The organism is Rummeliibacillus sp. JY-2-4R (assembly GCF_053847205.1).
In genome coordinates this window covers 2,570,349-2,597,246 of the sequence record NZ_CM132623.1, presented here as the reverse complement: position 1 = coordinate 2,597,246, position 26,898 = coordinate 2,570,349, and the positions used below count along the sequence as shown (strand labels likewise).

Sequence of the window (26,898 nt, the reverse complement as noted above, 5' to 3'; positions counted from 1 at the left end):
AAATGACTGAAAATAGACACGCTCCATTAGGAATTTCAGATGAAGTAGTGCTTGAAATGTATAGAACGATGCTTTTAGCACGTCGATTAGATGAAAGAATGTGGCTTTTAAATCGCGCAGGCAAAATTAACTTTGTCATTTCTTGTCAAGGTCAAGAGGCTGCACAAGTAGGAGCATCATTTGCGTTAAATCGCGAAAAGGATTATGTAGCACCATATTATCGAGATATGGGCGTTGTTTTACATTTTGGTATGACAACTAAAGAATTAATGTTATCTGCTTTTGCCAAGGCTGAAGATCCAAACTCTGGCGGTCGACAAATGCCTGGACATTTTGGACAAAAGAAAAATCGAATCTTAACAGGTTCATCACCAGTTACAACACAAGTGCCACATGCAGTTGGCGTGGCACTTGCTGGTAAAATGCAAAAGAAAGACTTTGTCACATTTGTTACGCTAGGTGAAGGTTCTTCCAATCAGGGAGATTTCCATGAAGGAGCTAACTTTGCCGGTGTTCATAAACTTCCAGTAATTATCATGGTAGAAAACAACAAATATGCAATTTCCGTTCCTTTAAAGAAACAAATCGCATGTGAAAATATTTCCGACCGTGCAATTGGCTATGGTATGCCAGGCGTAACTGTAGATGGAAATGATCCAATAGAAGTATACAAAGTGGTAAAAGAAGCAGCAGACCGTGCAAGAGCAGGAGAAGGTCCTAGCTTAATTGAATCTGTTTGTTATCGACTAACAGCCCATTCTTCTGATGATGACCAACGTCAATATCGTACAGAAGAGGATTTGGCTGAAGGTAGAGCAAATGATCCATTAATCAGATTCTCAACATATCTTAAAGATTTAAATATTTTAACTGATGAAATAGAAAACAAATTCCAAGAAGAAATAATGTCAGAAATTGATGAAGCAACTGAATATGCAGAGCAAGCTCCATATGCTGCACCTGAGCATGCACTAAAATATGTCTATGCTGAACAAGGGGAGGTGCACTAAATGGCTGTTATATCTTATATTGATGCGATTACACTAGCCATGAAAGAGGAAATGGAAAGAGATGAACGTGTCTTCGTCCTTGGAGAAGATGTTGGTCTTAAAGGTGGTGTATTCAAAGCTACACAAGGTTTATACGAGCAATTTGGAGAAGAGAGAGTAATTGATACACCACTTGCTGAATCAGCTATTGCAGGTGTAGGAATTGGCGCAGCCATGTATGGTTTAAGACCGGTTGCCGAAATTCAATTTGCAGATTTTATCTTGCCAGCTGTTAACCAAATCATATCTGAAGCATCTAGAATCCGTTATCGTTCAAACAACGATTGGAATTGTCCGATGGTGATTCGTGCTCCATTTGGTGGTGGAGTTCACGGAGCTCTTTATCATTCACAATCCGTAGAATCAATCTTTGCAAATCAACCTGGATTGAAAATTGTCATTCCTTCCACACCATATGATGCAAAGGGGTTGTTAAAAGCAGCAATTCGCGATGAAGATCCAGTATTATTCTTTGAACATAAAAGAGCTTACCGATTAATTAAAGGTGAAGTTCCTGAAGAAGACTATACTATTGAAATTGGTAAAGCAGATGTAAAACGAGAAGGCGAAGACATTACAGTTATTACGTATGGTTTGGCCGTTCATTTTGCTTTACAAGCTGCTGAGCGCCTTGAAAAAGATGGCATATCAGCACATATTTTAGATTTACGTACGATCTATCCACTCGATAAAGAAGCGATTATTGAAGCAGCGAAAAAAACAGGCAAAGTGTTACTCGTAACAGAAGATAACAAAGAAGGTAGCGTTATGAGTGAAGTAGCTGCTATTATTGCAGAGCATGCACTATTTGACCTTGACGCACCAATTAAACGTCTTGCAGGACCTGATATTCCAGCAATGCCATATGCACCAACAATGGAAAAATTCTTCATGATCAACCCCGAAAAAGTAGAAGAAGCAATGCGAGAACTTGCGTTATTTTAGTGCTGAAAAGACTTAAAGGCCTAGCTTCATACTTTAAGCAAGTTAATAAAAGCACATATTTTTAGGTAAGGATACTGAAAAATGTGGTTGATATATATCATTAATAAAAGTATTTTTTCAGTATCCTTTATTCAAGAAAAAGGAGGCTTTAGTAGATGGCGATTCAAAACATCACAATGCCACAACTAGGAGAAAGTGTTACAGAAGGTACAATTGAAAACTGGTTGATTAAGCCTGGAGACCATGTAAAAAAATATGACGCTTTGGCTGAAGTACAAACAGATAAAGTGACAGCAGAGCTTCCCTCATCTTTCGCAGGAACAATAAAAGAATTAATAGCGAACGTAGGGGATACACTTGCAGTCGGCGAAGTGGTTTGTACGATTGAAGTGGAAGAAACAATCTCAAATGAAACGAAGACCAAAGATACTCCCCAAGAAATAACGGTTCCGGAAGCAACAGAATCAGATCAATCGATGAAAGCAAGATACTCACCAGCTGTTGTTCGATTAGCACAAGAGCATCAAATTGATTTAACAAAAGTTAAAGGTAGTGGAGCATCAGGTCGAATTACAAGAAAAGATATTCAAAAAATAATTGATTCTGGTAACATTCCACAGCCTGTGGCAAAATCAGAAGAAAAAATAGAAGAATCACAACCACAAGTAGCACCTGTATCTACCTTAAGCACACCAAAATCATCAACTACCCTTGCTTCTGGAGATATAGAAATACCAGTATCAGGTGTGCGTAAAGCAATTGCTAAAAACATGGTGACAAGTGTACAAGAGATACCACATGCATGGTTGATGATGGAAGTAGATGTGACAGATTTAGTTAGCTATCGCGATTCCATTAAAGACGAATTTAAAAAGAAAGAAGGATATAGTCTTACATATTTTGCATTCTTTGTAAAAGCTGTATCCCAAGCTCTAAAGGAATTCCCGATGATGAATTCACAATGGCAAAACGATAAAATCATCCAGAAAAAGGATATCAATCTTTCGATTGCTGTTGCTACAGAAGACGCGTTATATGTACCAGTCATTCATAATGCAGATGATAAATCGATTAAAGGGATTGCAAAAGACATCCATGAGTTAGCTTTAAAAGTAAGAAATGGTAAGCTAAAACCTGAAGATATGCAGGGTGGAACATTTACTGTGAATAACACCGGTTCATTTGGTTCTGTTCAATCAATGGGCATTATCAACTATCCACAGGCAGCAATTTTACAAATTGAATCCATCGTAAAACGTCCAGTTATTATGAATGGTGGAATGTTTGCTGCACGAGATATGGTAAATATTTGTTTATCAATTGATCACAGAATTTTAGATGGATTTGTTAGTGGTAAATTTCTCGCTCGCGTGAAGGAAATTCTCGAAAACATCTCAAAAGACAATACAAGCATTTATTAATAGTCGTCTGAAGGCCGTAATCTTGCGGTTTTCAGACTTTTTTTTCTTTTATGTAGCAACATTGTTGTGTAAAATAGTGTGTAGAATCACTAAAGGGGGGAAGCGTCATCGCGTCCGTATGACAAACATGAAAGAAGTAGAATTCACAAAGGCTACTTACGATGATTGGAAAGAAGCTTCGATTAAGGCTCTGAAAGGGAAGCCTTTTGAATCATTATTCACAAAAACAATCGAAGGTATCACTCTTGAACCACTATATACAACAGAAAGTTTACTCGCAAAAGTTGACAACAAATTAGAAGAGCAAGTGTCAACCGTTCGAGCTATGAGAGATAAAGGGGTATTTGGAATAGCGCAACAAGCATTTGGAGATTCAATTGAAGAATTTATCGAACAAGCAGAAGATTCCATGAAACGCGGGAATCAATATCTTTTGATTGGAAAAGTTAATTTCAAATGGGATGTTCCTGCATTAGAAAAACTCGCTGCATTACTTGATAAATATCCATTTGTTCTATCAATCGAAGATCAAGATTTAATCAATGTTTTCTTATATATGAAAAATAAAGAAGCACAAGGGTATGTCTTAAATGATACTCATATCAACATGAGTTTTCCGAATATTCGAATGTCAAACGCTTACATTCAAGATGTGCATTATAAAGGGGCGAATGCAGTTCAAGAATTGGCTATTGCACTGTCAAAAGCTAGAGATTTAGCAGACGAAATGGACTTTGAAGAATTTGAAGATGAGTTCTTTGTTTCATTCGCAGTTGACACAAAGTTCTTTATGGAAATTGCAAAACTTCGTGCATTTAGAGTGTTATGGAAAGCATTTGCGAAAGGGTATGGGGTTGAAAAACCGAAGCCAGTTAAAATCCTTGCAGAAACTTCCTTGCGTAGCTTTTCTAAATTAGATGTATATGTAAATCTATTACGTACGGGGAATGAAGCTTTTTCAAGTGTAATTGGTGGTGCGGACGTAGTGACTGTACATCCACATGATATTTTAACTAAACCAACGAACCAATCAATTCGTATCGCTCGAAATGTTTCACTAGTGATTAATGAAGAATCACATGTAACAAAAGTGTTAGATCCCTCTGGTGGATCCTATTACATTGAATCATTAACGAACGAGCTTGTTAAAAAAGCTTGGGCAAAATTTATCGAAATTGAAGCCGCTGGTGGTATTGAAGTTTATGTTGAATCTGGCAAACTTCAAAAAGAATTAGACGAAATGATGGAAAAACGCATTCAAGATGCAGAACGTCGTAAAACTGTATTAGTTGGTACAAACGATTTTGCAAACGCTAAAGAAGAAGTACCTCAAGAATCTTTCTTAGAAGTCAATCGAATTGCCAAACCATTCGAAGACCTTAGACATGAATTCAAAAAATCTCCAATCAATGTGGCGATTTTAACTTATGGTATTTTCAAAAAAATTAAACCACGTACAGACTTTGTAAAAGGAGTACTTTCAACAGCAGGAATCACACCTGAAGTAACAGAACCTTTTACAGATATTGAAATGGCTAAAGAATGGTTAGCAGCTACTACTGCAGATTATGTTGTATTTAGCGCAATTGATGAAGATGTGCAAGTTGTCATTCCTGCGATTATTACTGCAAAACCTGAAAGAGTAATCCTTGATGTAGCAGGTAAATTTGATGAAGATTGGCAAAGCCTTGGATTAAACGGTTTTGTCTATGCAGGTCAAAATATTATCGAGAAATTACAAGGCATCCAAGATACCCTGAAGGAGGTTCAACGATGAACAAGCCAAATTTTGCAGAAGTTTCGATTGAAGATGTTTTACAAAATGAACAAGTTTCCGTTTCAAATCAAACATTCCATACAAATGAAAATATTGAAGTGAAAAGTGTTTATACAAAAGAAGACAACGAAAGTTTGAAGCATCTAAATGACGTTGCTGGTATTGCGCCAAATACACGTGGACCCTATCCAACAATGTATGTAGGTCGTCCTTGGACAATTCGTCAATATGCAGGTTTCTCTACTGCAGAAGAATCTAATGCATTCTATCGTCGTAACCTTGCAATGGGACAAAAAGGTTTATCTGTTGCATTTGACCTTGCTACTCACCGTGGCTATGACTCTGACCACCCTCGTGTAACTGGGGACGTTGGTAAAGCTGGTGTAGCTATTGACTCAGTAGAAGATACGAAGATTCTATTTGATGGAATTCCACTTGACCAAATGTCTGTATCTATGACAATGAATGGTGCGGTTCTACCAATTCTTGCGTTCTATATTGTAACGGCGGAAGAACAAGGCGTAACACCTGATAAACTATCAGGTACAATTCAAAATGATATCTTAAAAGAGTATATGGTTCGTAACACATATATTTATCCACCAGAAATGTCGATGAAAATAATCGCTGATATTTTTGAATATACTTCAAAATTCATGCCTAAATTCAATTCGATTTCAATCTCTGGATATCACATTCAAGAAGCAGGAGCAACGAATGATATTGAACTTGCTTATACTTTAGCAGATGGGCTTGAATATGTTCGTACTGGGTTAAAAGCGGGCATTGATATTGATAAATTTGCACCGCGTTTATCATTCTTCTGGGCAATCGGCATGAATTATTATATGGAAGTTGCCAAAATGCGTGCAGCTCGTCGTATTTGGGCACAAATGATGTCAACATTTAATCCAAAAAATCCAAAAAGTTTGGCATTACGTACACACTCACAAACTTCAGGATGGTCTCTAACAGAACAAGATCCATTTAATAATGTAACGCGTACATTAGTTGAAGCAAACGCTGCTACAATGGGTCATACACAATCACTCCATACCAATGCATTAGATGAAGCGATTGCACTTCCAACAGATTTCTCTGCTCGTATTGCTCGTAATACACAATTATTCTTGCAAAACGAAACAGGAATGACTAAAACAATCGATCCATGGGGTGGTTCATATTATGTTGAAAAACTGACAGATGAATTAACCGAATCTGCTTGGAAATTAATCGAAGAAATCGAAGAATTAGGTGGTATGGCAAAAGCAATCGAAACAGGACTTCCAAAGATGAAAGTCGAAGAAGCGGCAGCAAAACGCCAAGCTAAAATTGACTCTAAAGCAGAAACAATTATTGGTGTGAACAAATATCGTCTTTCAGAAGAAGAGCCAATTGAGATTCTAGATATTGATAATACAATAGTAAGACAATCTCAAATTGACCGAATCAATAAAATGAAAGCAGAGCGTGACGATGCAGAAGTGAAACGCCACTTAGCACGTCTAACTAAGGCAGCGGAAACAGGTGAAGAGAACTTACTTGCAGTTGCAGTAGATGCAGCTCGTGCTCGTGCGACACTTGGTGAAATTTCAGATGCCATCGAAGAAGTCTCTGGACGCCATAAAGCTGTTATTCGCTCAATAAGTGGGGTGTACGCTACGAACTATTCAGATGAAGATGCCATCAAAGAAATTAAACAAATGACAGACGAATTCTTAGAAAATGAAGGTCGTCGCCCGCGTATTTTAGTTGCTAAAATGGGCCAAGATGGACATGACCGTGGAGCGAAAGTCGTTGCAACTGCTTATGCTGACTTTGGTTTTGACGTGGATATTTCACCACTATTCATGACACCTGAAGAAACTGCGCAAATGGCTGTAGAAAATGATGTCCATGTTGTCGGAGTATCCTCACTAGCAGCAGGTCATAAAACATTAGTTCCAGAACTTGTCGCAGAATTGAAAAAATTGGGCCGCGAAGATATCATCGTAATCGTTGGTGGAGTTATTCCAGCTCAAGATTATGAATTCCTATATGAAAATGGTGCTGCAGCAATCTTTGGACCTGGTACTGTATTGCCAATCGCATCACAAAAAATGATTGAAATTATTTATGAACGCCTTGGCTACGAGGAAGCTTAATGACTGAGAAAGAATCTGCGCTTTTTGTACAACCAGGTGTAAAAGCGATTCACGATGGTATGGAACCAACAAAGCGAAAAAAGTTCGTCAAGAAAAAGAAAGATAATCTTGACTTGGAATCACTAGCGAAAGAAGTACGAGAAGGCTCTCGATTATTCCTAGCTAAAGCTATAACCCTTATTGAAAGTTCTAATGTTGAAGATAAAGTTGTAGGGCAGGAGTTATTGAAAAAGCTCCTCCCTTATACAGGAAAATCTATCCGTATTGGAATCACGGGTGTTCCTGGAGCGGGAAAGAGTACATTTATCGAAACCTTTGGCAAAATGCTTTGCAATCAAGGTCATAAAGTAGCCGTATTAGCAATTGATCCAAGTTCAACCGTTACCGGAGGCAGTATTTTAGGAGATAAAACGAGAATGGAAGAACTATCCCGGGAAAAAAATGCTTTCATCCGACCATCTCCATCTGCTGGTACACTGGGTGGGGTGCATAAGAAAACACGTGAAACGATGCTCTTATGTGAAGCAGCTGGCTACGATATCATATTGATTGAAACGGTAGGCGTTGGACAAAGTGAAACAATTGTACGCGGTATGGTTGATTTCTTCTTATTGCTAGTATTGACTGGTGCAGGCGATGAACTACAAGGCATGAAAAAAGGCATTATGGAATTAGCCGATACGATTGTTGTTCACAAAGCAGATGGCGATAATGTACGCAATGCCAAAAAAACAGCTGCAGAATATAAACAATTTGTGCATCTATTACAACCTGCAACACCAGGATGGACAACAAGGTCAATGACTGCCTCCTCCTATGAAAATAAAGGTCTAGACAATATACTCGAAACAATTTTGGAATTCCAGACTAAAGGAATAGAAAATGGGGTATGGGTCAATCGGCGAAGTAAACAAACAACCGACTGGTTCCAATCGATGATTCACGATCACCTAATCGATTCCTTCTACGGAAATCCAGAAAGAAAAAATCAGGTACTAACTCTAGAACAAAAAATACTACAGGGACAGATAACTGTAGCACAAGGTGTGGAGCAGCTATTTCCGAAAGAGACTGAGTGATTTTTGCTCAGTCTTTTTTTATTTTATGAATAAAGAAGTGAAGGTGCAGATTTGGTATCAGTATAATTGTTTATATATTACAGAAAACTTTAATTTTTACACATGTTTCACTACTAAGGTTAAGAGCTAAAGGTTGATGGATAAGATAGAAAGAGAAAATGATTATTAGGAGGCGTAATAATGTTTACTGGAAAAACTGTAGTAGTAACAGGAGCAGCGCAAGGAATAGGCAATTCAATTGCTCGAATGTATGCGAGTCAACATGCAAATCTTGTGTTAGCGGATATGAATCCATTAGGAAGTAAAGTTGCTGATGAGATAGGGAATAATGCAATCTTTGTTCAAACGGATGTACGAAGACCAGAACAGATAATAAAATTGATGAAAAAGGCAGTGGAGTATTATGGTAAGATAGATGTTTTAATTAATAATGCAGGAATATTTTCTCCGGTTACACCCTATGAATCGACTGTTGATGAGTGGGATGACGTTATAAATACAAATTTGCGAAGTGTATTTCTTTGTTCACGTGAAGCTGCAAAATATATGAAAGAAAATGAAAACGGAGGCAGGATTGTGTCCATGGCATCCACAAGGGCATTTATGTCTGAACCTAATACTGAATCCTATGCCGCAACAAAGGGGGGAATAATCGCTTTAACTCATGCATTGGCGCGATCCCTTGGACCAGATGGTATAAATGTAAATTGTATTTCCCCTGGGTGGATTGAAACAGGTGATTATAATGCATTATCAGAAAGCGATCATTCTCAACATCTAGCACGCCGAGTAGGGAAACCAGAAGATATTGCTCGAGCTTGTCTATATTTAACCCATCCGCTGAATGACTTTATCACTGGTCAAAATATTACGGTTGATGGTGGAATGACGAAGAAAATGATATATGAAGATTGAAAATATATTGAGTAAGTGTATTAGTGATTTAATACCTTAAAAAACGCGAAAAACTCTATCGATAGAACTGATTTTCCTATATTAGTAGGAATTGAAAAAAGTATATTGAACTACTTAAAATAGCTTGAAATTCTATCGTAAAGGGGAAATCGTATGAAGAAAAAATTAAGTATGTTTCTAACGGCTTGTATCATCACATTTAGTATGTTTGGTTTAAATATTGTTGCTGATGCTGCAAGTACTTCATCCATTCAAACACTAGATCAAGCGGTCAAAAAAATCATTGATGATCAAATGTCTGGTGCTGAGGTGAGTATTGCGATTAGGGATAATCAGGGCAAAGTCATCTATGATGTAAATGGAGAACAAAAGCTAAAACCAGCATCAAATATGAAGTTATTAACCAGTGCTACAGCTTTAGAGGTATTAGGTCAAAACTATCGTTTTAAAACAAATGTCTTTTCAACAGGTAAATTAAAAAATGGCGTCTTAAAGGGAGACTTATATATTCAAGGTACGGGTGACCCTACTCTAAATATAGAAGACCTCGAACAATTTGTCAGAAGTATTGCAGCCCAAGGTATTAAACAAATTGATGGTCGAATTGTTGCAGATGACTTTTGGTTTGACCAAGTTTTATTAACTCCTGGTATTGCAGAAGATGACGAATCTTATTATTATGCAGCTCCCATTACAGCATTAACGACTTCCCCAAATACTGATTATGATTCCGGTACGATTATCGTAGAAGCGAAAGGTGTAGAGGTAGGGGAGAAGCCAACTCTTTCTATCACGCCTGAATTAGGGAATCTAGTTATTGAAAATAATGGACAAACAGTTGAAGCAAGTCAGGCAAATACATTAACAATTGAACGCAAATTTAGAACCAATAGGATTGTTGTAAGTGGTAATTTACCTATCAATAAAAGTTTAAAAGAATGGGTTACTGTACAAAATCCAACGACTCACACAGTCACTATGTTCAAACATCTACTTGAACAAAATAAGATTCACTATTCAAATGACAAGTTTTATCGTGCAAAGACTCCGAAAAGTGCGAATTTGATTGCTCAAAAACAATCAATGCCACTTTCCCAATTGATGATTCCGTATATGAAATTAAGTAATAATGGAATTGCTGATATTTTAGTAAAGACCATGGGACAAGTAAAAATGAATAAAGGTAGTACAGAAGCTGGATTAAAAGTGCTAAGACAATATGCCAAATCTCGCCAATTAAATATTGAAGATTGGTCTTTTGAAGATGGCTCAGGTATGTCACATAGTAACCGAGTATCAAGTATTAATTTAACTCATCTTTTGTTCACTGTTCAAAAGGAGACTTGGTTCAACATCTATATCAACAGTCTGCCAGTTGCTGCAAATTCGGAAAGAATGGTTGGGGGAACGCTTAGAAATCGATTAAAATCTCCACTTACTGCTGGAAAAGTGTTCGCTAAAACAGGATCATTAAGTGGTGTGAATACGCTAAGTGGTTATGTGACAGGATTTAGTGGTAAATCTTATACATTTAGTATTTTAGTACAAGATAAATCAGGGACAATTCCAGCGATTGATGCAATTGTAGAAGTAATGGCTGAGCAATTATAAATTATAGGTAGAAGAGGAAGATGTATTTAGAGCATCTTCCTTTTTTTATTCAATTAAAATTGAACAATGATATAAATTAGTTAAAACGTGGATACAATTTAAAATATCGAGGAAAGCAAGACGAGAATCACTGAAACCATTAATATCTCTTAAAAGTGTTATAATAATTTTAATTGAATAAAGAAGGAATGAGTAATATGTTAAAAAAAGCTGTTTTTGAGCAACTAAAAAAAGCTATGAAAGAAAAAGATACATTATCAAAAGGTGTCCTTACGATTGTAAAATCAAATCTTGATATAGCAGAAAAAGAAAAAGGCTCTGAGTTAACACATGAGGAAGAAATAGCAATTATTAATCGTGAAATTAAACAAACGCACCAAGCATTAGAAGGTGCAGAAAAAGCAAACCGTTCAGATTTGATTGAACAAGAACAAGCAAAATTAGTTCTATTAAAATCATTTTTACCTGAACAATTATCTGAAGAAAAAGTCGTTGAGTTACTAAAAGAAGCAGGTATAACTTCCGGCATGAATATGGGAGATGCAATGAAAATTGCAAAACCATTACTTACTGGAATAGCAGATGGAGCATTAATTGCAAAAACTGTTAAAAGTTTAATCTAATTATTAATAAGATGAAAAGAAACGCCCGAATTAATTGTTTTAATTCGGGCGTTTTTGTTATGTTAAAAATAAGATAATGGATTTTAGATCAAAGGGTAGGATATTGAAACATAAAGGAGATGTAGTGAATGTTTGAAGAATATATCGAAACGATGGATGAAAAATGGAAAGATGGGTTTATTCGAATAATGGATGTGATAGATACTAATATACCAGAAGGTTTTGAGAAGAAAATGCAATATGGAATGATTAGTTATGTTGTACCTTTTTCTATTTACCCAAACGGTTATCATGTAACACCCGATACACCATTACCTTTCATTAGTCTAGCCGCACAAAAAAGACATATCGCTTTATATCATATGGGCATCTATGGCGAACCGAAAATACTAAATTGGTTTCAAGATGAATATAGTAAAGTAGTGCCAACAAAATTAAATATGGGTAAAAGCTGTGTTCGTTTTACAAACACCAAAAATATTCCATATGAATTAATAGGAGAATTGGCTTCGAAAATATCTGCGGAAAAGTGGATTGAATGTTATGAAGCAAACAGAAAATAATCATTAATTGATGTAATGTTCAATTGAGAAACGGATAGAATAAGAAATACATTCTACTATATATCTAACTAATAAAGGAGGTACTAATGCTAAAACAGTTTCGCATATTTCTGTTTACTTGTATGTTAACTTTCGGTTGGATAGGTGTTCAGACGACTGTTGAAGCAAGTAGCCCAAACTTTCAAAACCTTGATGAATCCGTAAAAAAAATTGTAAAAACTAAATTGCCAAATGCAGAAGTAAGCATCGCTGTTAGAAATCAAGATGGAGATATGATTTACGACTTCAATGCAGAGCGAAAGCAAAAACCTGCTTCTAATATGAAACTGTTAACAAGTGCAGCAGCCTTAGCAGAATTAGGGCAAAACTACCGTTTCCAAACCAATTTCTATATGACGGGGAAAGTAAAAAAAGGAGTTTTACATGGTGATTTGTACATTCAAGGAACAGGTGATCCTACATTAACCGTTGAAGACCTAAATAATTTAGCATCTTTTTTTGCAGAACAAGGCTTAAAAAAAATCGATGGCCGAATTGTTGGAGATGATTATTGGTTTGATCAAGATTTGTTAACCCCTGATATTCAAAAAGAGGATGAATCCTATTATTATGCAGCTCCCGTAACAGCACTAACTGTATCACCGGATTATGATTACGATAGTGGGACTGTTTTAATAGAAGCGAAGGGTGAAAAAGTAGGCAAAAAACCAAGAATTACAGTGACACCTGAATTAGGAGAATTAGTTATAGAAAACAATGCAAAGACAGTAGGGGAAAATCAGTATAGTACGATTAAAATAGAACGTGAATATCGAAAAAACAAAGTGGTCATAAGTGGCAATGTACCTCTTAAACAATCATTGCAAGAATGGATCACCGTTCCAAATCCAACGACGCATACACTAACTTTATTTACTCATTCACTTAAAAAAAATAATATTCAATATCCTAAAGGAAAAATATATCGTGAAAAAACACCTAAAAACGCAAGGCTTATTGTACAAAAACAATCAATCCCTCTTTCAGAATTAATGGTTCCTTTTATGAAATTGAGTAATAATGGTATAGCGGATATTCTGGTAAAAACAATGGGAAAGGTAAGAATGGGGCAAGGAAGTACCAAAGCCGGACTCAGTGTGTTGAAGCAATATGCTTACTCAAGGCATTTAGAAGTTGAAGAATGGTCATTTGAAGATGGCTCAGGCATGTCACATAAAAACAGAGTATCAAGTAAAGATCTAACAGAGCTACTCTTTATCGTTAGAGGAGAAACACCTTGGTATGGAACATTTTTTAGTAGCTTACCAACGTCAGCAAATAGCAATCGCATGATAGGCGGTTCTCTTCGGAATCGACTGAAAAGTCCAATAACAAAAGGAAAAGTATATGCAAAAACCGGGGCAATAGATGGCGTAAATACACTAAGTGGGTATCTCACAGCCAAAAGCGGAAAACCATATATCTTTAGCATCCTGGTCCAAAAACAAAAAGGAACTATTCCGGCAATAGATGAAATTGTAGAAATAATGGCGAAGGAATTGTGAAATTCCAATTATTTAAATATGTTTTTAAACAACTATTTTGAAAACCAACTCAACTCCTGTTATAGTAATAGTTGAAGAAAAAAGGAGCGATGAACATGAATATGGATTATGATTTATTTATGCAAGATATGCTACGCCAAGCACGTGGTGAAATGACAGCAAATGGCTATGAAGAATTGAAAACACCTGAAGAAGTAGAAGATGCCTTTAACCGTAAAGGTACTACTTTTGTAATGGTTAACTCTGTATGTGGTTGTGCAGGTGGTATCGCACGTCCAGCTGCTGTTCATGCGATCAATTATGACAAACGCCCAGACCACTTAGTGACAGTTTTTGCAGGTCAAGACAAAGAAGCAACTGCTCAAGCACGTATGCACTTTGGTGAAGACCATATTCCATCATCACCATCATTTGTACTATTAAAAGATGGTAAACCCATTGCTGAAATTGGACGTCATGAAATTGAAGGACATGATCCAATGTCAGTTATTACAAATATCCAAGGTTACTTCGAAGAATTTTGTGAAGAAGTTTAATATTGTAAATTGAAGAGCGCTATATTCATATAGTGCTCTTTTTTTTAGGGGTGATTATCTTTGAAAAAGTTTCACATAGGCTATCGAATTTTAAAAACTGCCTTGGGAGTTGCCATTTCCATAGGGATTGCACAATATTTTCACATACAGTTCTTCACATCAGCAGGAATCTTAACCATACTATGTATCCAGCCAACTAAAAGAAAATCAGTGCATGCAGTCTATACAAGGGTCATGGCATCCTTAATTGGGATTGTCATGTCTGTCGCCTTTTTTGAATTACTGGGATACCATCCGTGGATATTAGGCCTCATGGTATTACTTTTCTTACCAATACTTGTCATGATCAAAGTAGCACCAGGATTCGTATCATCAAGTGTTATTATTTTACATATATTTTCAACAGCAAATTTTACATGGAATCTTTTGATTAATGAATTACTATTAATGTTAATCGGCTTCGGTACCGCATTAGCAGTGAATATGTATATGCCAGATATTCAGCAAAAACTAGAAGAATATCGATTGAAAATTGAAGAATTGTATACTTCTATTTTCAAAGAAATTACGAAATATTTGAGAAATGGCGATACAAGTTGGGATGGGAAAGAACTTGTTGAAGTAAGTATCGTAATTAATAAAGCAAAAGCATTGGCATACCAAGACGTAGAAAATCATTTGACACGTCACGAAAATCTTTACTATCAATATTTTGATATCAGAGAACAACAACTAGAGATTATTGAAAGGGTACTACCGAAAGTAACAAGTCTACCTGTTATTGTTCAACAAGCAAAGTTAGTAGCAGATTTTATGGAAGAACTATCTCAAAATGTCCATTCAGGTAATACAGCAAGGAAATACCGGAGTAAACTTGAAGATGTCAAAGTGAATTTTGCAAAATTACCTTTGCCAACTTCGCATGAGAAATTTTTGGCTATGTCATCACTCTATATTTTCATTGAAGAAATGGATAGATATCTTGCAATCAAGCAAGACTTCAAAGGAATTACCCCATCACGTAGGAGTTTGGCGAGAAAGACAAAACGACAAAATGCAGGATAGCTCTCAATAATAATAGGATAAATTGCCCCTAAAACTATCACCAAAAGTTTAGGGGCATTACTATTTAAGATGTTTTCTCTTTTAATGTTTTCGTTCTCTTTCTTGTAGTCGTTTTCTTTTTGGTCTTATTGAGGGAAGCTTGTAAAGCACTCATTAAATCGGTAACGTTATTTGGAACTTCTTTTTCAACGTTATTTGCGGTTACGGTATTTTCGTTTTTCTTTTCTTCGATTAATTCCATGAGGGCTGTGCGATAATCGTCTGTATATTTAGTAGGCTCGAAGGTTGTTGTGAGTTGATCAACTAACATTAGTGCTGTTTCAAGTTCTTTTTGAACTACTAATTGTTCGCTAGGGATGTTGGGAACGTCACTTATATTTCGAACTTCATCAGGATAATGGATTGTTTCCATTACTAAGGTATCTTGATAGACTCGCACAATTGCTAATTGTTCTTTTGAGCGAATCATAATTTTCGCAATTCCAATTTTTCCTGAATCCTCTAACGTTTTTCTCAACAAAGTATAGGCTTTGCTTCCAGTAGCATCAGGTGACATAAAATAGCTTCTTTCAAAATAAATTGGATCAATCTCCTCCAATTTCACAAAATCGATAATTTCTACTGCTTTATCTTCGTTTTCCTTTTTTAGATTCTCAAGGTCTTCAGCATCCAAAACGACAAATTTATTTTTCGTATATTCGTATGCTTTTACAATATCTTCTTCATGTACTTCTTTATTGCAATTTTCACAGACCTTTTTATAACTAATAGGTGTATTACATTCTTTATGAAGCTGTCTTAACTTAACATCCTTATCTTCAGTGGCAGCATGTAATTTGATTGGAATATTGACTAAACCAAAGCTAATACTCCCTTTCCAAACAGTATGCATTTTTTACATTCACCCCTTTTTGACTTTATTATTCAAGATAATAAGGTTTTTTATGTATCAGAATTTTGAAATCATCAAAAGCTAATAAAAAAGTACGAAGGTTGGATGATTGTTGAAACCAATGCTATTGACACAAACAGATGAAATACCAGTTGGTGAAGAATGGACATACGAAACAAAATATGATGGATTTCGTTGCATTTTAAATTGGGAAGAAGAACCAGTCCTAATCAGCAGAAATGGTAAAGTGTTGAATCCACAATTTCCTGAGATTATTGATTATTTACAAGAGAAGAAGGAGCTATTTAGTCCTTATTTGCCTATACAATTAGATGGGGAATTGGTCTTTTTAATAAATAATTTCCAAAGTGATTTTTCACAAGTGCAATTACGTGGGCGAATGCGAAGTCAAAATTCAATAGAAAAACATGCTAGAGCATTTCCGTGCCATTTAATCGTTTTTGATGTTTTACAAACGAATGGAAAGGACTTAACCAGTCAACCATTAACAGCACGAAAGGCTAAATTACAACAGTTTTGTAAAAAGGTCAGCCTTCCAACTTCCGTCAATTATGAAGAGTTCCATCAAATCCAAATGATCGATGCATTCAGCAATCACAAAGAATTATGGAAAAATATACAAGTGTGTAACGGCGAAGGGCTTATTGCAAAAAAGGCAAATAGCAAATGGGTTAGTGATAAAAGGACGACCAATTGGTTAAAGATAAAAAATTGGCGATATGTAACTGTTATTTTAACCAAATTTGATAAAAATAATGGATTTTTTAACGGTGCAGTATTTAATGATGATGAATTGATTGAAGTAGTTTCTTTTAAGCATGGGTTAAAAAAAGAAGAGTTTGGTACTTTAACAGCTTTTTTTGAAGAAAATGGAACAATGAAAAAGGGGGAGATTTATGAATTACAGCCTTCTATTTGCGTTGAAATTGCCTGCATTGATTTCCTTGGGGGAATGCTACGAGAGCCAAGATTTCATGCCTTTAAATTAAATGTTGATCCGCAAGAATGTGATTGGCGACATATGTTACGTCAACTTCAACCGCTTCCCAAAACCTTTGAAATCACGCATCCAGATAAGCCTGTTTTTCCAGCTATGGATATCCTAAAAGATGATTTTTTATACTATTTACAAAATATAGCACCATTAATGTTACCTTTTCTTCGTAATCGCCCATTAACACTCATTCGTTTTCCACATGGTGTGCCCGGAGAAAGTTTTTATCAAAAAAGCAGTCCGGAACATGTTCCAGAATTTATAACTACTGTGAAAAATGAGGACTCCAGCTCGATAGTATGTAACAATATTGAAACACTATTATGGCTAGGTAATCAATTAGCCATTGAATATCATATACCATTCCAACCACTGCAAACGGATATGCCTACAGAAATAGTCTTCGATTTAGATCCACCATCAGTAGAGGAATTCTCATTATCTGTGGAAGCAGCCGTTCAAATGAAAGCAATATTTGATCAATTTAAACTAAAATCATTTATCAAAACTTCCGGTGGAAAAGGAATGCAAATCTATATTCCTTTACCATTCAATACATTTTCATATGAAGAAACAGGCTTGTTCACAAAATTTGTGTGCGATTTTCTTATCGAGCAAAATCCACAATGGTTCACGATAGAACGATTAAAAAAGAACCGGCACAACAAGTTATATCTAGACTATGTGCAACATCGTGAAGGAAAAACAATAATCGCCCCTTATTCTACAAGGGGCAATGACAAAGGGTTAGTTGCAACACCCTTAAATTGGAATGAAGTTAACAATTCTCTTACACCTGACCAATTCTCAATTCCGGCCGTTTGTGAGCGAATAAAAAAACATGGTAATCCATTTTTTCAATTTACAAATGCCAAAACAATAAATGAAAAATCCTTCACAAAAATCCTTGAACAACTCGAAATTATTGATTAGTAATTTAAAATTTTGCTCTTCATTATGGAATCACATCGCCATAAATATGCCAAAAGTGGAACAGTATAAAGTTAAAACAGAAAAGGTAAACTAATACCGTAATAAAAATAAATGAATGGGAGGAAGGAAAATGTCGAATAAAGAAATTCCAAAATCACATGGTATGTTTGGTAGAGAAGAAATGGGAGAGGACTTTTCTGCACAACCTATCATGAAAAAGGTAAAAACAAAAAAGAGTAATTTTGAACTTTTCAAAGAAAAAAGAAAAAAATCTAATGAAACAGCTAGACAAAACTTAGAATAGAAAAAAGTTTGGCGGTAATAAATGATTTTTATTACCGCCTCATTTGTGTCGAAACATTATTGGCAACAACATAGGCTGTATATAAGCTTGAAATATACTTATGAAATTGATAGTCAATTAAGGGAATATTTTCTCTATCAAATCAATAATATAGTACTAGAAGAAAAACAAATATAAAATCGTCGTGGGGTGAGTGAGTAAATGATCCAATTAAGAGAAGAAAAAACGAATATTGTGTCATCGTTAATAGATGACATTGAATCAAAAATTCAAAAGATGACAGAAGAATCTTTTCAATCAATTGAAAAACAAAAGGAATTAGCGCAAAGAAGACAAATATTAGCTCATGCCTATAGCAAAGTTAGTAGTGGCATGACCCAACTAATCATCAGTGATATGGTAGCAGAAATTGAAAAGGAGCTTGCAAACCTTGAAGAAACCGCTCGCTACTGTAATTATCATAAGGAATATTACACAGAGATTTTACTGGTAGTCAAAGAAACAGTTAAAGAATTAGAAAATGAAAATAAATAGAAATAAAGCATCTCTCTAAAAGAGGTGCTTTTATTTTTTAGTTGAAATCGATGGAATAAGTACATAGAAATTTAGGATTTGGTAATACTAGGAATAACAAAAAGAATTTATGGAAAACGAACGTGAATAGATGAGCATGTAAGGAGTGAGAATGAAATTGGGGTTTGCAGAAGTTTTAACAATTATCTTCATGGCTCTTAAACTGTTAGGGTTTGTTTCGTGGTCCTGGTGGCTTGTATTAATGCCAGGCATTTTAGCATTGAGTGCATATATCATTGTGTGGGTTGTATGGCTATTTCATTCCTTCAAACTTAATAAACAGGAAAGAAAATTATGAATGGTAACAAATTATAACAGAAAATAAAACAACAGACTTATTGTATTCTATCAATAAGTCTGTTGTTTTATTTATTTTATCATAGCTAGACCAAATGTTAACATGGACAATACCATTATAATAGCCATTAACATAACAATAATTTTCTGTACTTTCTTATTGCTCATTCTCGTTCTCTCCTTTTTTTCCTTAAAATTATTTTAACAAATATTAATTATTAAACAAGTACTAGAGTTTTCTGAAAAATTCCGGTAGAATTGTGTTATACAACAATGAAGGAGTGGGGGATCCATGGAGAATGTTGATCATATTGGTATAGCCGTTAAAGATTTAGATGAACGAATTACATACTATACAAATGTGCTAGGCATGAAACTGATCAATGTTGAAGAAGTAGAGTCAGAACAAGTGCGCGTGGCATTTATCGATGCGGGAAATACGCATATTGAGCTTTTAGAGCCACTGACAAAAGAAAGCGCTATCTATAAATTTTTGGAAAAGCGTGGTGAGGGCATTCACCATGTTGCTTTAGCTGTAACGAATATAGAGCAAGAAATTGATAAAATGCGCACAGAAGGGGCACGACTTTTATCTGAACAACCAAAGATTGGTGCAGGTGGTGCAAAGGTTATTTTCATTCACCCGAAATCATCTTACGGTGTGCTTTATGAATTAGTAGACAGAAGTCAAACAAAGGGGTAATTGACATATGGATATGTACGATAAAATTGATGAATTATATGATCGAAAACGCGAAATTGAACTGGGTGGTGGCGAAGCACGAATCGACAAGCAACATGAAAAAGGTAAGTTGACAGCTCGCGAACGTATTGAGTTATTACTAGACGAAGGAACATTCGTAGAAATTAATCCTTTCGTTAAACACCGAACAGTAGATTTTGATATGGCGAAAAAAGAAGGTCCTGGAGATGGTGTTGTAACAGGTTACGGTAAAGTAAATGGCCGTCCAGTTTATCTATTTTCACAAGACTTCACTGTTTTCGGTGGTGCGCTTGGAGAAATGCATGCAATGAAAATTGCGAATGTTATGGATTTAGCAGCCAAAAACGGCGCACCATTCATCGGCATTAACGATTCAGGCGGTGCCCGTATTCAAGAAGGTGTATTATCACTTGATGGTTATGGCCATATCTTCTATCGTAACTCAATCTATTCTGGTGTCATTCCACAAATCTCAGTCATCATGGGACCATGTGCTGGTGGCGCTGTATATTCTCCAGCTATAACAGACTTTATATTAATGGTTGATAAAACATCACAAATGTTCATCACAGGGCCAAAAGTTATTGAAACAGTAACTGGAGAGAAGATTTCTTCTGAAGGCCTTGGTGGTGCTAAAGTTCATAACTCTGTAAGTGGTAATGCACACTTCCGTGCTGAAAACGAAGAAGCTGCAATTGAACAAATCAAACAATTACTTAGCTACTTACCACAAAATAACACAGAAAAAGCACCAACAGTTGAAGTTGAAAAAGATCATGATGACAACTACCGTTCAGAACTACTTGATTTAGTACCAGTCGACCAAACAAAAGCTTATGATGTGCGCAAAGTAATTGAACAAGTTGTAGATACAGGAACATTTATGGAAGTACAAAAAGACTTTGCGAAAAACATCGTTGTAGGTTTTGCACGAATCGACGGGGAATCAGTTGGTCTAGTATGTAACCAACCAAAAGTACTTGCAGGTGGACTAGATATCAATTCATCTGACAAGCTAGCACGCTTTGTTCGTACTTGTGATTCATTTAATGTACCAATCATTACATTTGAAGACGTTTCCGGATTCTTCCCTGGCGTTAAACAAGAACATGGTGGAATAATCCGTCACGGTGCGAAAATTTTATTCGCGTATTCAGAAGCAACTGTACCAAAAATCACAGTGATTCTACGCAAAGCCTATGGTGGTGCATATGTGGCACTTAACTCAAAAGCAATTGGTGCAGATATGGTCTATGCTTGGCCAAATGCGGAAATCGCCGTAATGGGTGCAGCAGGTGCAGCAAATATTATCCACGCAGGTGAAATTGCAAAATCTGAAGATCCTGAAAGCACACGTGCTCAAAAAATAGAAGAATACAAAGAAAAATTCGCAAATCCATATGTTGCAGCATCTCACGGATTAGTAGACGATGTCATCGATCCACGTGAAACGCGTATTAAACTGATGCAATCACTTGAAATGCTTCGTACGAAGAAAGAATCTAGACCTTATAAGAAACACGGGAATATTCCTTTGTAAATGAAGAATTGAAAAGTAAATTAAATGATAAAAAGCAATTTCAACCGTTTACGGTTTTGAGATTGCTTTTTTCTTATTAAAAAAGAGAATGAAAGAAATGGATACCCTCTTATTTCATGGCTATGGCCTGAATCTTTGTATTGTTTTTGAATATATTACTATAGCTACAATTCTAAAAATCATTCCAAAAAAATAGGTAGTTTAATTTCTTAATTCTTTGGAGGTAAGAATTTAATCAAACTATCTATTTATAATAAACTAAGGGTAAGAATTGCTAGCAAATTGGGGGTGGAATTTCATTTGGCTTAAAAGCAGATTAAGAGGCGTAAATAATCCCTCTGAATTTGTGGGGGAATTTATAGCCTCTATTTGCAATGAATGTAATAAGAAGAATATGGGGATGGATTTGAAAATCTAAACGTTAATCGTTTAAAAGTACATAGAAACGCCCAACCTTTTATAAGAAATAAAGAAGTACAACCAAAATAAGTCATTTCCGTGATTTTGTGATAAAATTGTCTAGGAATAAGGTAGGGTTTCTACCATAGATTAAAGGAGTCTTGTATGATGCCAAGTCGTATCGTTGAAGAATTTTTAGAATTAGTACAAATTGATTCAGAAACATATCATGAAGAAAACATTTCACCCGTATTAAAAAGTAAATTAGAAGCACTAGGTTTCGATGTTTACGAAGATGATGCTGCAAGTCGAAATGGACATGCTTCTGGCAATTTAATTGCAACGTTAAAAGGAACATTAGCAGATGCTCAACCAATATACTTTACATCACACATGGATACAGTGGTTCCGGGAGTTGGGGTTAAGCCAATAATCAAAGAAGATGGCTATATCTACTCAGATGGTACGACTATCCTTGGTTCAGATGACAAAGCAGGACTTGCTGGATTATTAGAATTAGCAAAACGCTTAAAAGAAGAAAAAATCGAACATGGTGATATCCAATATATCATTACTGCTGGTGAAGAATCTGGACTTGAAGGTGCAAAAGAATTAGAACGTGATAAAGTCTATGCAAAATATGGTTTTGCAGTTGATTCTGATGGTTTAGTTGGTGGAATCGTAACTGCTGCTCCATTCCAAACAAAAATTTTCGCCACATTAAAAGGAAAAACTGCACATGCTGGTGTTGAACCTGAAAAAGGGATCTCTGCAATCACTATTGCAGCAAAAGCTGTAGCTAAAATGAATTTAGGTCGAATCGATTCAGAAACAACTGCCAATATCGGTCGATTTGAAGGTGGAAAAGCAACAAATATCGTTTGTGACGAAGCATCTGTATTAGCTGAATGTCGTTCTTTAGATGAAGCAAAACTTGTTGCTCAAGAAAATCACATGAAAGAAGCGTTTGAAACTGCTGCTAAAGAAATGGGTGGAACTGCAGTTGTAGAAGTAAAACGTATGTATCCAGGATTCCACTTTGGTCCAGAAGATCTAGTAGTAAAAGTAGCAGTAGAAGCAGCAAAAAATATCAATCGTGAACCAAAACTTATGCAATCAGGTGGAGGTAGTGATGCGAACGTTATTGCAGGATACGGCATCCCAACTGTTAATTTATCTGTAGGTTATGAAAACATTCACACAACAGAAGAAAGAATTCCTGTCAAAGAATTAGAAAAACTAGCTGATCTTTTAGTGGAAATCGTTAAATGTTCAGCAAAAGTAAAATAAACCATTTTACGAAGTGAGCGTGAATATATGACAAATATAAAAGTAGTGGTCTTTCGCTGTGGACAAGAGGAATACGCCATTCCTGTTGAAAAAGTAATATCAATAGAAAAACAAGATTTCACAAATCGCATTCCTCATTTACCTGACTATGTACTGGGATTAACAAAAGTCCGAAATGAACTGATTCCTATATTAGATTTTGAACAAATATTATATCATAAACCAATGGATTCATCTGATGCTAAAATGATTGTCGTAACGGCAGATGATTTTATCTTTGGTCTACTAGTTTTGGAAGCAAAGGAAATTTTAGATATTGAAGAACAACAATTAAAACAAGTTGGACTTTTCAACTATTCAAAAACTCAGTACTTTACAGCAGTAGCAAATCTTGAACAACGAATGATTACGATCGTATCACCAGAAGTATTAGTCAATTGTTTAGAGGGCGTTAAAGAGATTAAAGCATATGTCAAATCTCTTGCAGAAAAGGAATTGCAAGAAATTAAATAAACAAAATAAGCCAGAAGCAGAATCAACTGCTTCTGGTTTTCGCTTTTTAGTATTGTCTTATCTCTTTTTACTTTTCGTTATTCCACTCATCACAAAGCATACTATAAACAGAATGGTCGACGAAATGATCATAAAGCCATTCATTACTTCGTAAAATACCTTCTTGAATATACCCGAGACGTTCCGGGATACTCCGGCTTTTTTTATTGCCAACAGCTGCACGGATTTCTACTTTGTTTAAATGTAATTCTTTAAAAGCATAGTCTGTTAATGCCTTAACTGATTGTGTCATAAGACCATGTCCTTGAAATGAGTTGCCTAGCCAATAACCGACTTTGCCAATACGATGTGTATGGTCAATATTGTTGAAACCAGTAATTCCAACTACATCACCTTTCCAAATAATTGCTAAGTTTAGTAATGTGCCATCTTTTTCACCTTTTTGACTAAAAGCAATGTACTCTTGCGTATCCTTCAAACTTTTTGTCCCATCAACCCAAGGAAGCCATTCTCTTAAATACATTCGGTCAAAATCTGTTAATGAAAATAATACAACAGCATCTTGTGTGTTGACAGGTCTTAATAAAAGTTCATTTGAAACATGAATCATATGTAGTACTCCCTTCGTAATGAAATATGATTGGTTTAATGTATGATGGAAAATTTTATTAATTCTTTCTATTATCCATCAAAAATATTAAAGTGTCGATATAAATTTTTTTGACTAAAAAAAGAATGCATACTAAAAAGAAGTGAGTTATTTGAAAATTAATTAACTAATAGTAATTTCCGTACATTCTTTGCACATCTTGATATAATAATTTAGTATTAAAATTTTTAAGGGGGTATAAAAATGGTGCATACTGGTAAAATTATCTTTCATATTGATATGAACTGTTTTTATGCTTCTGTCGAACAAGCCTATAATCCAGAGTTGAAGGGGAAGGCTATAGCTATTGCGGGAAATCCAAAAGAACGAAAAGGAATCCTCGTTACGTGTTCATATGAAGCAAGGGCGAAGGGTGTTTACACCACTATGGCCGTATGGGAAGCTAAGCGTAAATGTCCTGAACTAATTCTTATGGCACCTAACTTTGAACGGTACCGAAAGGCTTCACAAGCGATGTTTGCCATTCTTAGATCCTATACAGTTCTTGTGGAACCGGTTTCCATCGATGAAGGGTATATGGATGTTACAGAGCTTGTTCATGGAATAGATGCAGTTGATCTTGCGGAATCAATTCAAATGCGTATTTTACATGAATTAGATTTACCTTGTTCCATTGGGATTGCTCCAAATAAGTTTCTAGCTAAAACTGCATCTGACATGAAAAAGCCAATGGGGATCACCATTCTAAGAAAAAGGGAAGTGCCCAAATTATTGTGGCAATTACCAGTCATTGAGATGCATGGAGTAGGGAAAAGCACTGCAAAGAAACTCGAAACTATAGGAATCCACACAATAGGGGACTTGGCAAGGATTGAACAACATATCATCAAGGAGAGTCTTGGAAAAAACGGAGTTCGTTTAAAGGATCGCGCCAATGGTGTAGATAAAAGGGAAGTGGACCCAAACTCCATATATGATACAAAATCGATTGGAAACTCAATGACATTTCCTATAGACTTAATAGAATTCTCAGAGTTGAAGAGTAATATTGAAATTCTTTGTGAAAAAGTAGCGAAACGTTTGGATGCAAAGAATCTTGCTGGGTATACTGTATCCATAATGATCCGTGATTCAGATTGGCATAATAGTAGCAGAAGTAAAACTATTTCGAATTCAATATTTAAAAAAGAAGATATTTATGAAATAGCGCTAGAACTTGCTGAAAAACATTGGGACGGCTCTCCATTAAGATTACTAGGTGTAACCGTAAGCAATGTTATAGATAAAAAAGATACAGTTGAGCAATTATCCATCTTTACCTATCAAAAATATGCAAAAGAAGAGCCTGTTTTGAAAGTCTTGGAAGAATTAAAAACTAAATTTGGCCAAGACATTATTACAAAAGGGATTAAGGATGTAAAGAAAACAACATATGAATCCCAAACTAGCTTTAGTAAGGACTTTTTAAATGATCATAAACAATAGGAGGAACGAAAGGTTTGCAAATTCAATTTTTAGGCACTGGTGCAGGCATGCCTTCGAAAATGCGTAATACAAGCTCTTTAGTATTAAAATTATTAGAGGAAAGGGGAACGATTTGGTTATTTGATTGCGGAGAAGCAACACAACACCAAATTTTACATACTCCGATTAAACCAAGAAAACTAGAGAAAATTTTTGTCACTCATTTACATGGCGATCATATCTATGGATTACCTGGATTACTTGGGTCACGTTCTTTTTTAGGTGGTGAAACCCCCCTTACAATATACGGACCAAAAGGGTTAAAAGAATGGATAGAGTTAACGTTAGTAACATCTCAAACCCATCTAAATTATTCCATTGAGTATGTAGAAGTTGAAGAAGGCATTATTTTTGAAGATGAAGATTTTATGGTAAGGGCAATGCCACTTCAGCATGTCATTCCTTGCTTTGGCTATCGTGTCGAACAAAAACCGTTACCTGGTGCACTTCAAGTTGAAAAGGCTATTAACTTAGGGGTGCCAAAAGGGCCTCTCTTAGGTCAGTTGAAGACTGGTCTGGATGTAACTTTAGAAGATGGCAAAATTATTCGAAGTGAAGATGTAACTGAGCCACCCAAAAAAGGCTTTACTGTTGCCATATTAGGCGATACGAGATATTGCGAAAACGCGATTACTTTAAGTGAAAATGCAGATATCGTGATTCATGAAGCGACATTCGATCACACTACAGAGGAGTTAGCCGCAAATTATGGGCATTCAACGAATATAGATGCAGCAAAAGTGGCAGTTCAAGCTGAAGCAAAGTATCTATTATTAAATCATTTAAGTGCTCGATTCTTCACAAGTGATATCGAAAAAATGCTACAACAAGTAAAAGAAATCATGCCAAATTCATATATAGTCAATGATTTTGATGAATTCAATTGGCAACATGGAGAAGTAATATTTATACAATAATGATTAAAGTTTTACTCGATGGCACATTGCTTGAAAAGATTAATGAGTGGATTATTTAGATTCCGGTGGTTTTAATATAGACATAAGTGAATCTA

25 protein-coding genes are annotated in these 26,898 nt (G+C 35.6%); 22 read left to right on the top strand and 3 right to left on the bottom strand.

Annotated features, from left to right (window positions below; translation table 11 throughout):
* Positions 1–2: 2 nt before the first annotated feature.
* From ACWV26_RS12685 to ACWV26_RS12625, 13 genes are all read left to right on the top strand, one after another.
* Positions 3–1,010 carry a thiamine pyrophosphate-dependent dehydrogenase E1 component subunit alpha gene (locus ACWV26_RS12685; RefSeq protein ID WP_455895100.1) on the top strand — a complete coding sequence of 336 codons (1,008 nt, stop codon included), beginning with the start codon at positions 3–5 and terminating at the stop codon, positions 1,008–1,010.
* On the top strand, positions 1,011–1,994 hold the full coding sequence (locus tag ACWV26_RS12680) for an alpha-ketoacid dehydrogenase subunit beta (protein ID WP_455895099.1): 984 nt from the start codon (positions 1,011–1,013) through the stop codon (positions 1,992–1,994).
* A gap of 155 nt (positions 1,995–2,149) precedes the next feature.
* Entirely contained in the window at positions 2,150–3,415 is a 1,266-nt protein-coding gene (locus ACWV26_RS12675; RefSeq protein ID WP_455895098.1) for a dihydrolipoamide acetyltransferase family protein, read from the top strand.
* Positions 3,416–3,533: 118 nt separating this feature from the next.
* Complete coding sequence (locus ACWV26_RS12670) at positions 3,534–5,192, top strand: methylmalonyl-CoA mutase family protein (protein WP_455895097.1); 1,659 nt, start codon at positions 3,534–3,536, stop codon at positions 5,190–5,192.
* Entirely contained in the window at positions 5,189–7,336 is a 2,148-nt protein-coding gene (scpA, locus tag ACWV26_RS12665) for a methylmalonyl-CoA mutase (RefSeq protein WP_455895096.1), read from the top strand. The genes ACWV26_RS12670 and scpA overlap by 4 nt, the downstream gene beginning before the upstream one ends.
* Positions 7,336–8,415 (top strand): methylmalonyl Co-A mutase-associated GTPase MeaB, encoded by a 1,080-nt coding sequence (gene meaB, locus ACWV26_RS12660; protein WP_455895095.1) that lies wholly within the window; start codon positions 7,336–7,338, stop codon positions 8,413–8,415. The genes scpA and meaB overlap by 1 nt, the downstream gene beginning before the upstream one ends.
* Positions 8,416–8,595: 180 nt before the next feature.
* A complete protein-coding gene (locus tag ACWV26_RS12655) occupies positions 8,596–9,330 on the top strand; it encodes an SDR family NAD(P)-dependent oxidoreductase (RefSeq protein ID WP_455895094.1) in 735 nt (244 codons plus the stop codon).
* A gap of 153 nt (positions 9,331–9,483) precedes the next feature.
* Positions 9,484–10,941 (top strand): D-alanyl-D-alanine carboxypeptidase/D-alanyl-D-alanine endopeptidase, encoded by a 1,458-nt coding sequence (gene dacB, locus ACWV26_RS12650; protein ID WP_455895093.1) that lies wholly within the window; start codon positions 9,484–9,486, stop codon positions 10,939–10,941.
* A gap of 197 nt (positions 10,942–11,138) precedes the next feature.
* A complete protein-coding gene (locus tag ACWV26_RS12645) occupies positions 11,139–11,564 on the top strand; it encodes a GatB/YqeY domain-containing protein (protein WP_455898249.1) in 426 nt (141 codons plus the stop codon).
* Positions 11,565–11,692: 128 nt separating this feature from the next.
* Positions 11,693–12,127: a DUF1801 domain-containing protein gene (locus ACWV26_RS12640; RefSeq protein ID WP_455895092.1), complete on the top strand. Its 435-nt coding sequence runs from the start codon at positions 11,693–11,695 to the stop codon at positions 12,125–12,127.
* 86 nt (positions 12,128–12,213) lie between these two features.
* The gene (gene dacB, locus ACWV26_RS12635) at positions 12,214–13,671 is read left to right on the top strand and encodes a D-alanyl-D-alanine carboxypeptidase/D-alanyl-D-alanine endopeptidase (RefSeq protein ID WP_455895091.1); all 1,458 of its coding nucleotides are present in this window, start codon (positions 12,214–12,216) and stop codon (positions 13,669–13,671) included.
* Between the two features lie 95 nt (positions 13,672–13,766).
* Positions 13,767–14,207 (top strand): BrxA/BrxB family bacilliredoxin, encoded by a 441-nt coding sequence (locus ACWV26_RS12630; protein ID WP_455895090.1) that lies wholly within the window; start codon positions 13,767–13,769, stop codon positions 14,205–14,207.
* A gap of 60 nt (positions 14,208–14,267) precedes the next feature.
* Positions 14,268–15,272, top strand: a complete 1,005-nt coding sequence (locus ACWV26_RS12625) for an aromatic acid exporter family protein (RefSeq protein ID WP_455895089.1) — start codon at positions 14,268–14,270, stop codon at positions 15,270–15,272.
* 64 nt (positions 15,273–15,336) lie between these two features.
* Here the strand turns inward: ACWV26_RS12625 and ku are convergent, their stop codons facing one another.
* Positions 15,337–16,164, bottom strand: a complete 828-nt coding sequence (gene ku / locus ACWV26_RS12620) for a non-homologous end joining protein Ku (RefSeq protein WP_455895088.1) — start codon at positions 16,162–16,164, stop codon at positions 15,337–15,339.
* Positions 16,165–16,276: 112 nt separating this feature from the next.
* Between ku and ACWV26_RS12615 the strand changes: the two genes are divergently transcribed.
* The 3 genes from ACWV26_RS12615 (at position 16,277) to ACWV26_RS12605 (ending at position 18,950) form a co-directional block, all read left to right on the top strand.
* A complete protein-coding gene (locus ACWV26_RS12615) occupies positions 16,277–18,112 on the top strand; it encodes a DNA ligase D (protein ID WP_455898248.1) in 1,836 nt (611 codons plus the stop codon).
* A 130-nt stretch (positions 18,113–18,242) separates the two neighbouring features.
* Positions 18,243–18,416 (top strand): hypothetical protein, encoded by a 174-nt coding sequence (locus tag ACWV26_RS12610; protein ID WP_455895087.1) that lies wholly within the window; start codon positions 18,243–18,245, stop codon positions 18,414–18,416.
* A 201-nt stretch (positions 18,417–18,617) separates the two neighbouring features.
* On the top strand, positions 18,618–18,950 hold the full coding sequence (locus ACWV26_RS12605; protein WP_455895086.1) for a hypothetical protein: 333 nt from the start codon (positions 18,618–18,620) through the stop codon (positions 18,948–18,950).
* Between the two features lie 408 nt (positions 18,951–19,358).
* Here ACWV26_RS12605 and prli42 read toward each other — a convergent pair whose 3' ends face one another.
* A complete protein-coding gene (gene prli42, locus ACWV26_RS12600) occupies positions 19,359–19,454 on the bottom strand; it encodes a stressosome-associated protein Prli42 (RefSeq protein ID WP_455895085.1) in 96 nt (31 codons plus the stop codon).
* A gap of 124 nt (positions 19,455–19,578) precedes the next feature.
* On the opposite strand from prli42, the gene mce reads away from it, so the two are divergent.
* The 4 genes from mce to ACWV26_RS12580 all read left to right on the top strand — a co-directional run bounded on the left by mce (position 19,579) and on the right by ACWV26_RS12580 (position 23,752).
* Positions 19,579–19,989: a methylmalonyl-CoA epimerase gene (gene mce / locus ACWV26_RS12595; protein WP_455895084.1), complete on the top strand. Its 411-nt coding sequence runs from the start codon at positions 19,579–19,581 to the stop codon at positions 19,987–19,989.
* Positions 19,990–19,996: 7 nt separating this feature from the next.
* Positions 19,997–21,550 (top strand): acyl-CoA carboxylase subunit beta, encoded by a 1,554-nt coding sequence (locus ACWV26_RS12590; protein WP_455895083.1) that lies wholly within the window; start codon positions 19,997–19,999, stop codon positions 21,548–21,550.
* 567 nt (positions 21,551–22,117) lie between these two features.
* The gene (locus ACWV26_RS12585; RefSeq protein ID WP_455895082.1) at positions 22,118–23,239 is read left to right on the top strand and encodes a M20/M25/M40 family metallo-hydrolase; all 1,122 of its coding nucleotides are present in this window, start codon (positions 22,118–22,120) and stop codon (positions 23,237–23,239) included.
* 27 nt (positions 23,240–23,266) lie between these two features.
* Entirely contained in the window at positions 23,267–23,752 is a 486-nt protein-coding gene (locus tag ACWV26_RS12580) for a chemotaxis protein CheW (protein ID WP_455895081.1), read from the top strand.
* A gap of 67 nt (positions 23,753–23,819) precedes the next feature.
* On the opposite strand, the gene ACWV26_RS12575 is transcribed toward ACWV26_RS12580, so the two are convergent.
* Positions 23,820–24,362: a GNAT family N-acetyltransferase gene (locus tag ACWV26_RS12575; protein WP_455895080.1), complete on the bottom strand. Its 543-nt coding sequence runs from the start codon at positions 24,360–24,362 to the stop codon at positions 23,820–23,822.
* Positions 24,363–24,605: 243 nt separating this feature from the next.
* On the opposite strand from ACWV26_RS12575, the gene ACWV26_RS12570 reads away from it, so the two are divergent.
* Complete coding sequence (locus ACWV26_RS12570) at positions 24,606–25,847, top strand: DNA polymerase IV (RefSeq protein ID WP_455895079.1); 1,242 nt, start codon at positions 24,606–24,608, stop codon at positions 25,845–25,847.
* A 14-nt stretch (positions 25,848–25,861) separates the two neighbouring features.
* Positions 25,862–26,803, top strand: coding sequence for a ribonuclease Z (gene rnz / locus ACWV26_RS12565; RefSeq protein WP_455895078.1), 942 nt, complete (start codon positions 25,862–25,864; stop codon positions 26,801–26,803).
* Positions 26,804–26,898 lie beyond the last annotated feature (95 nt).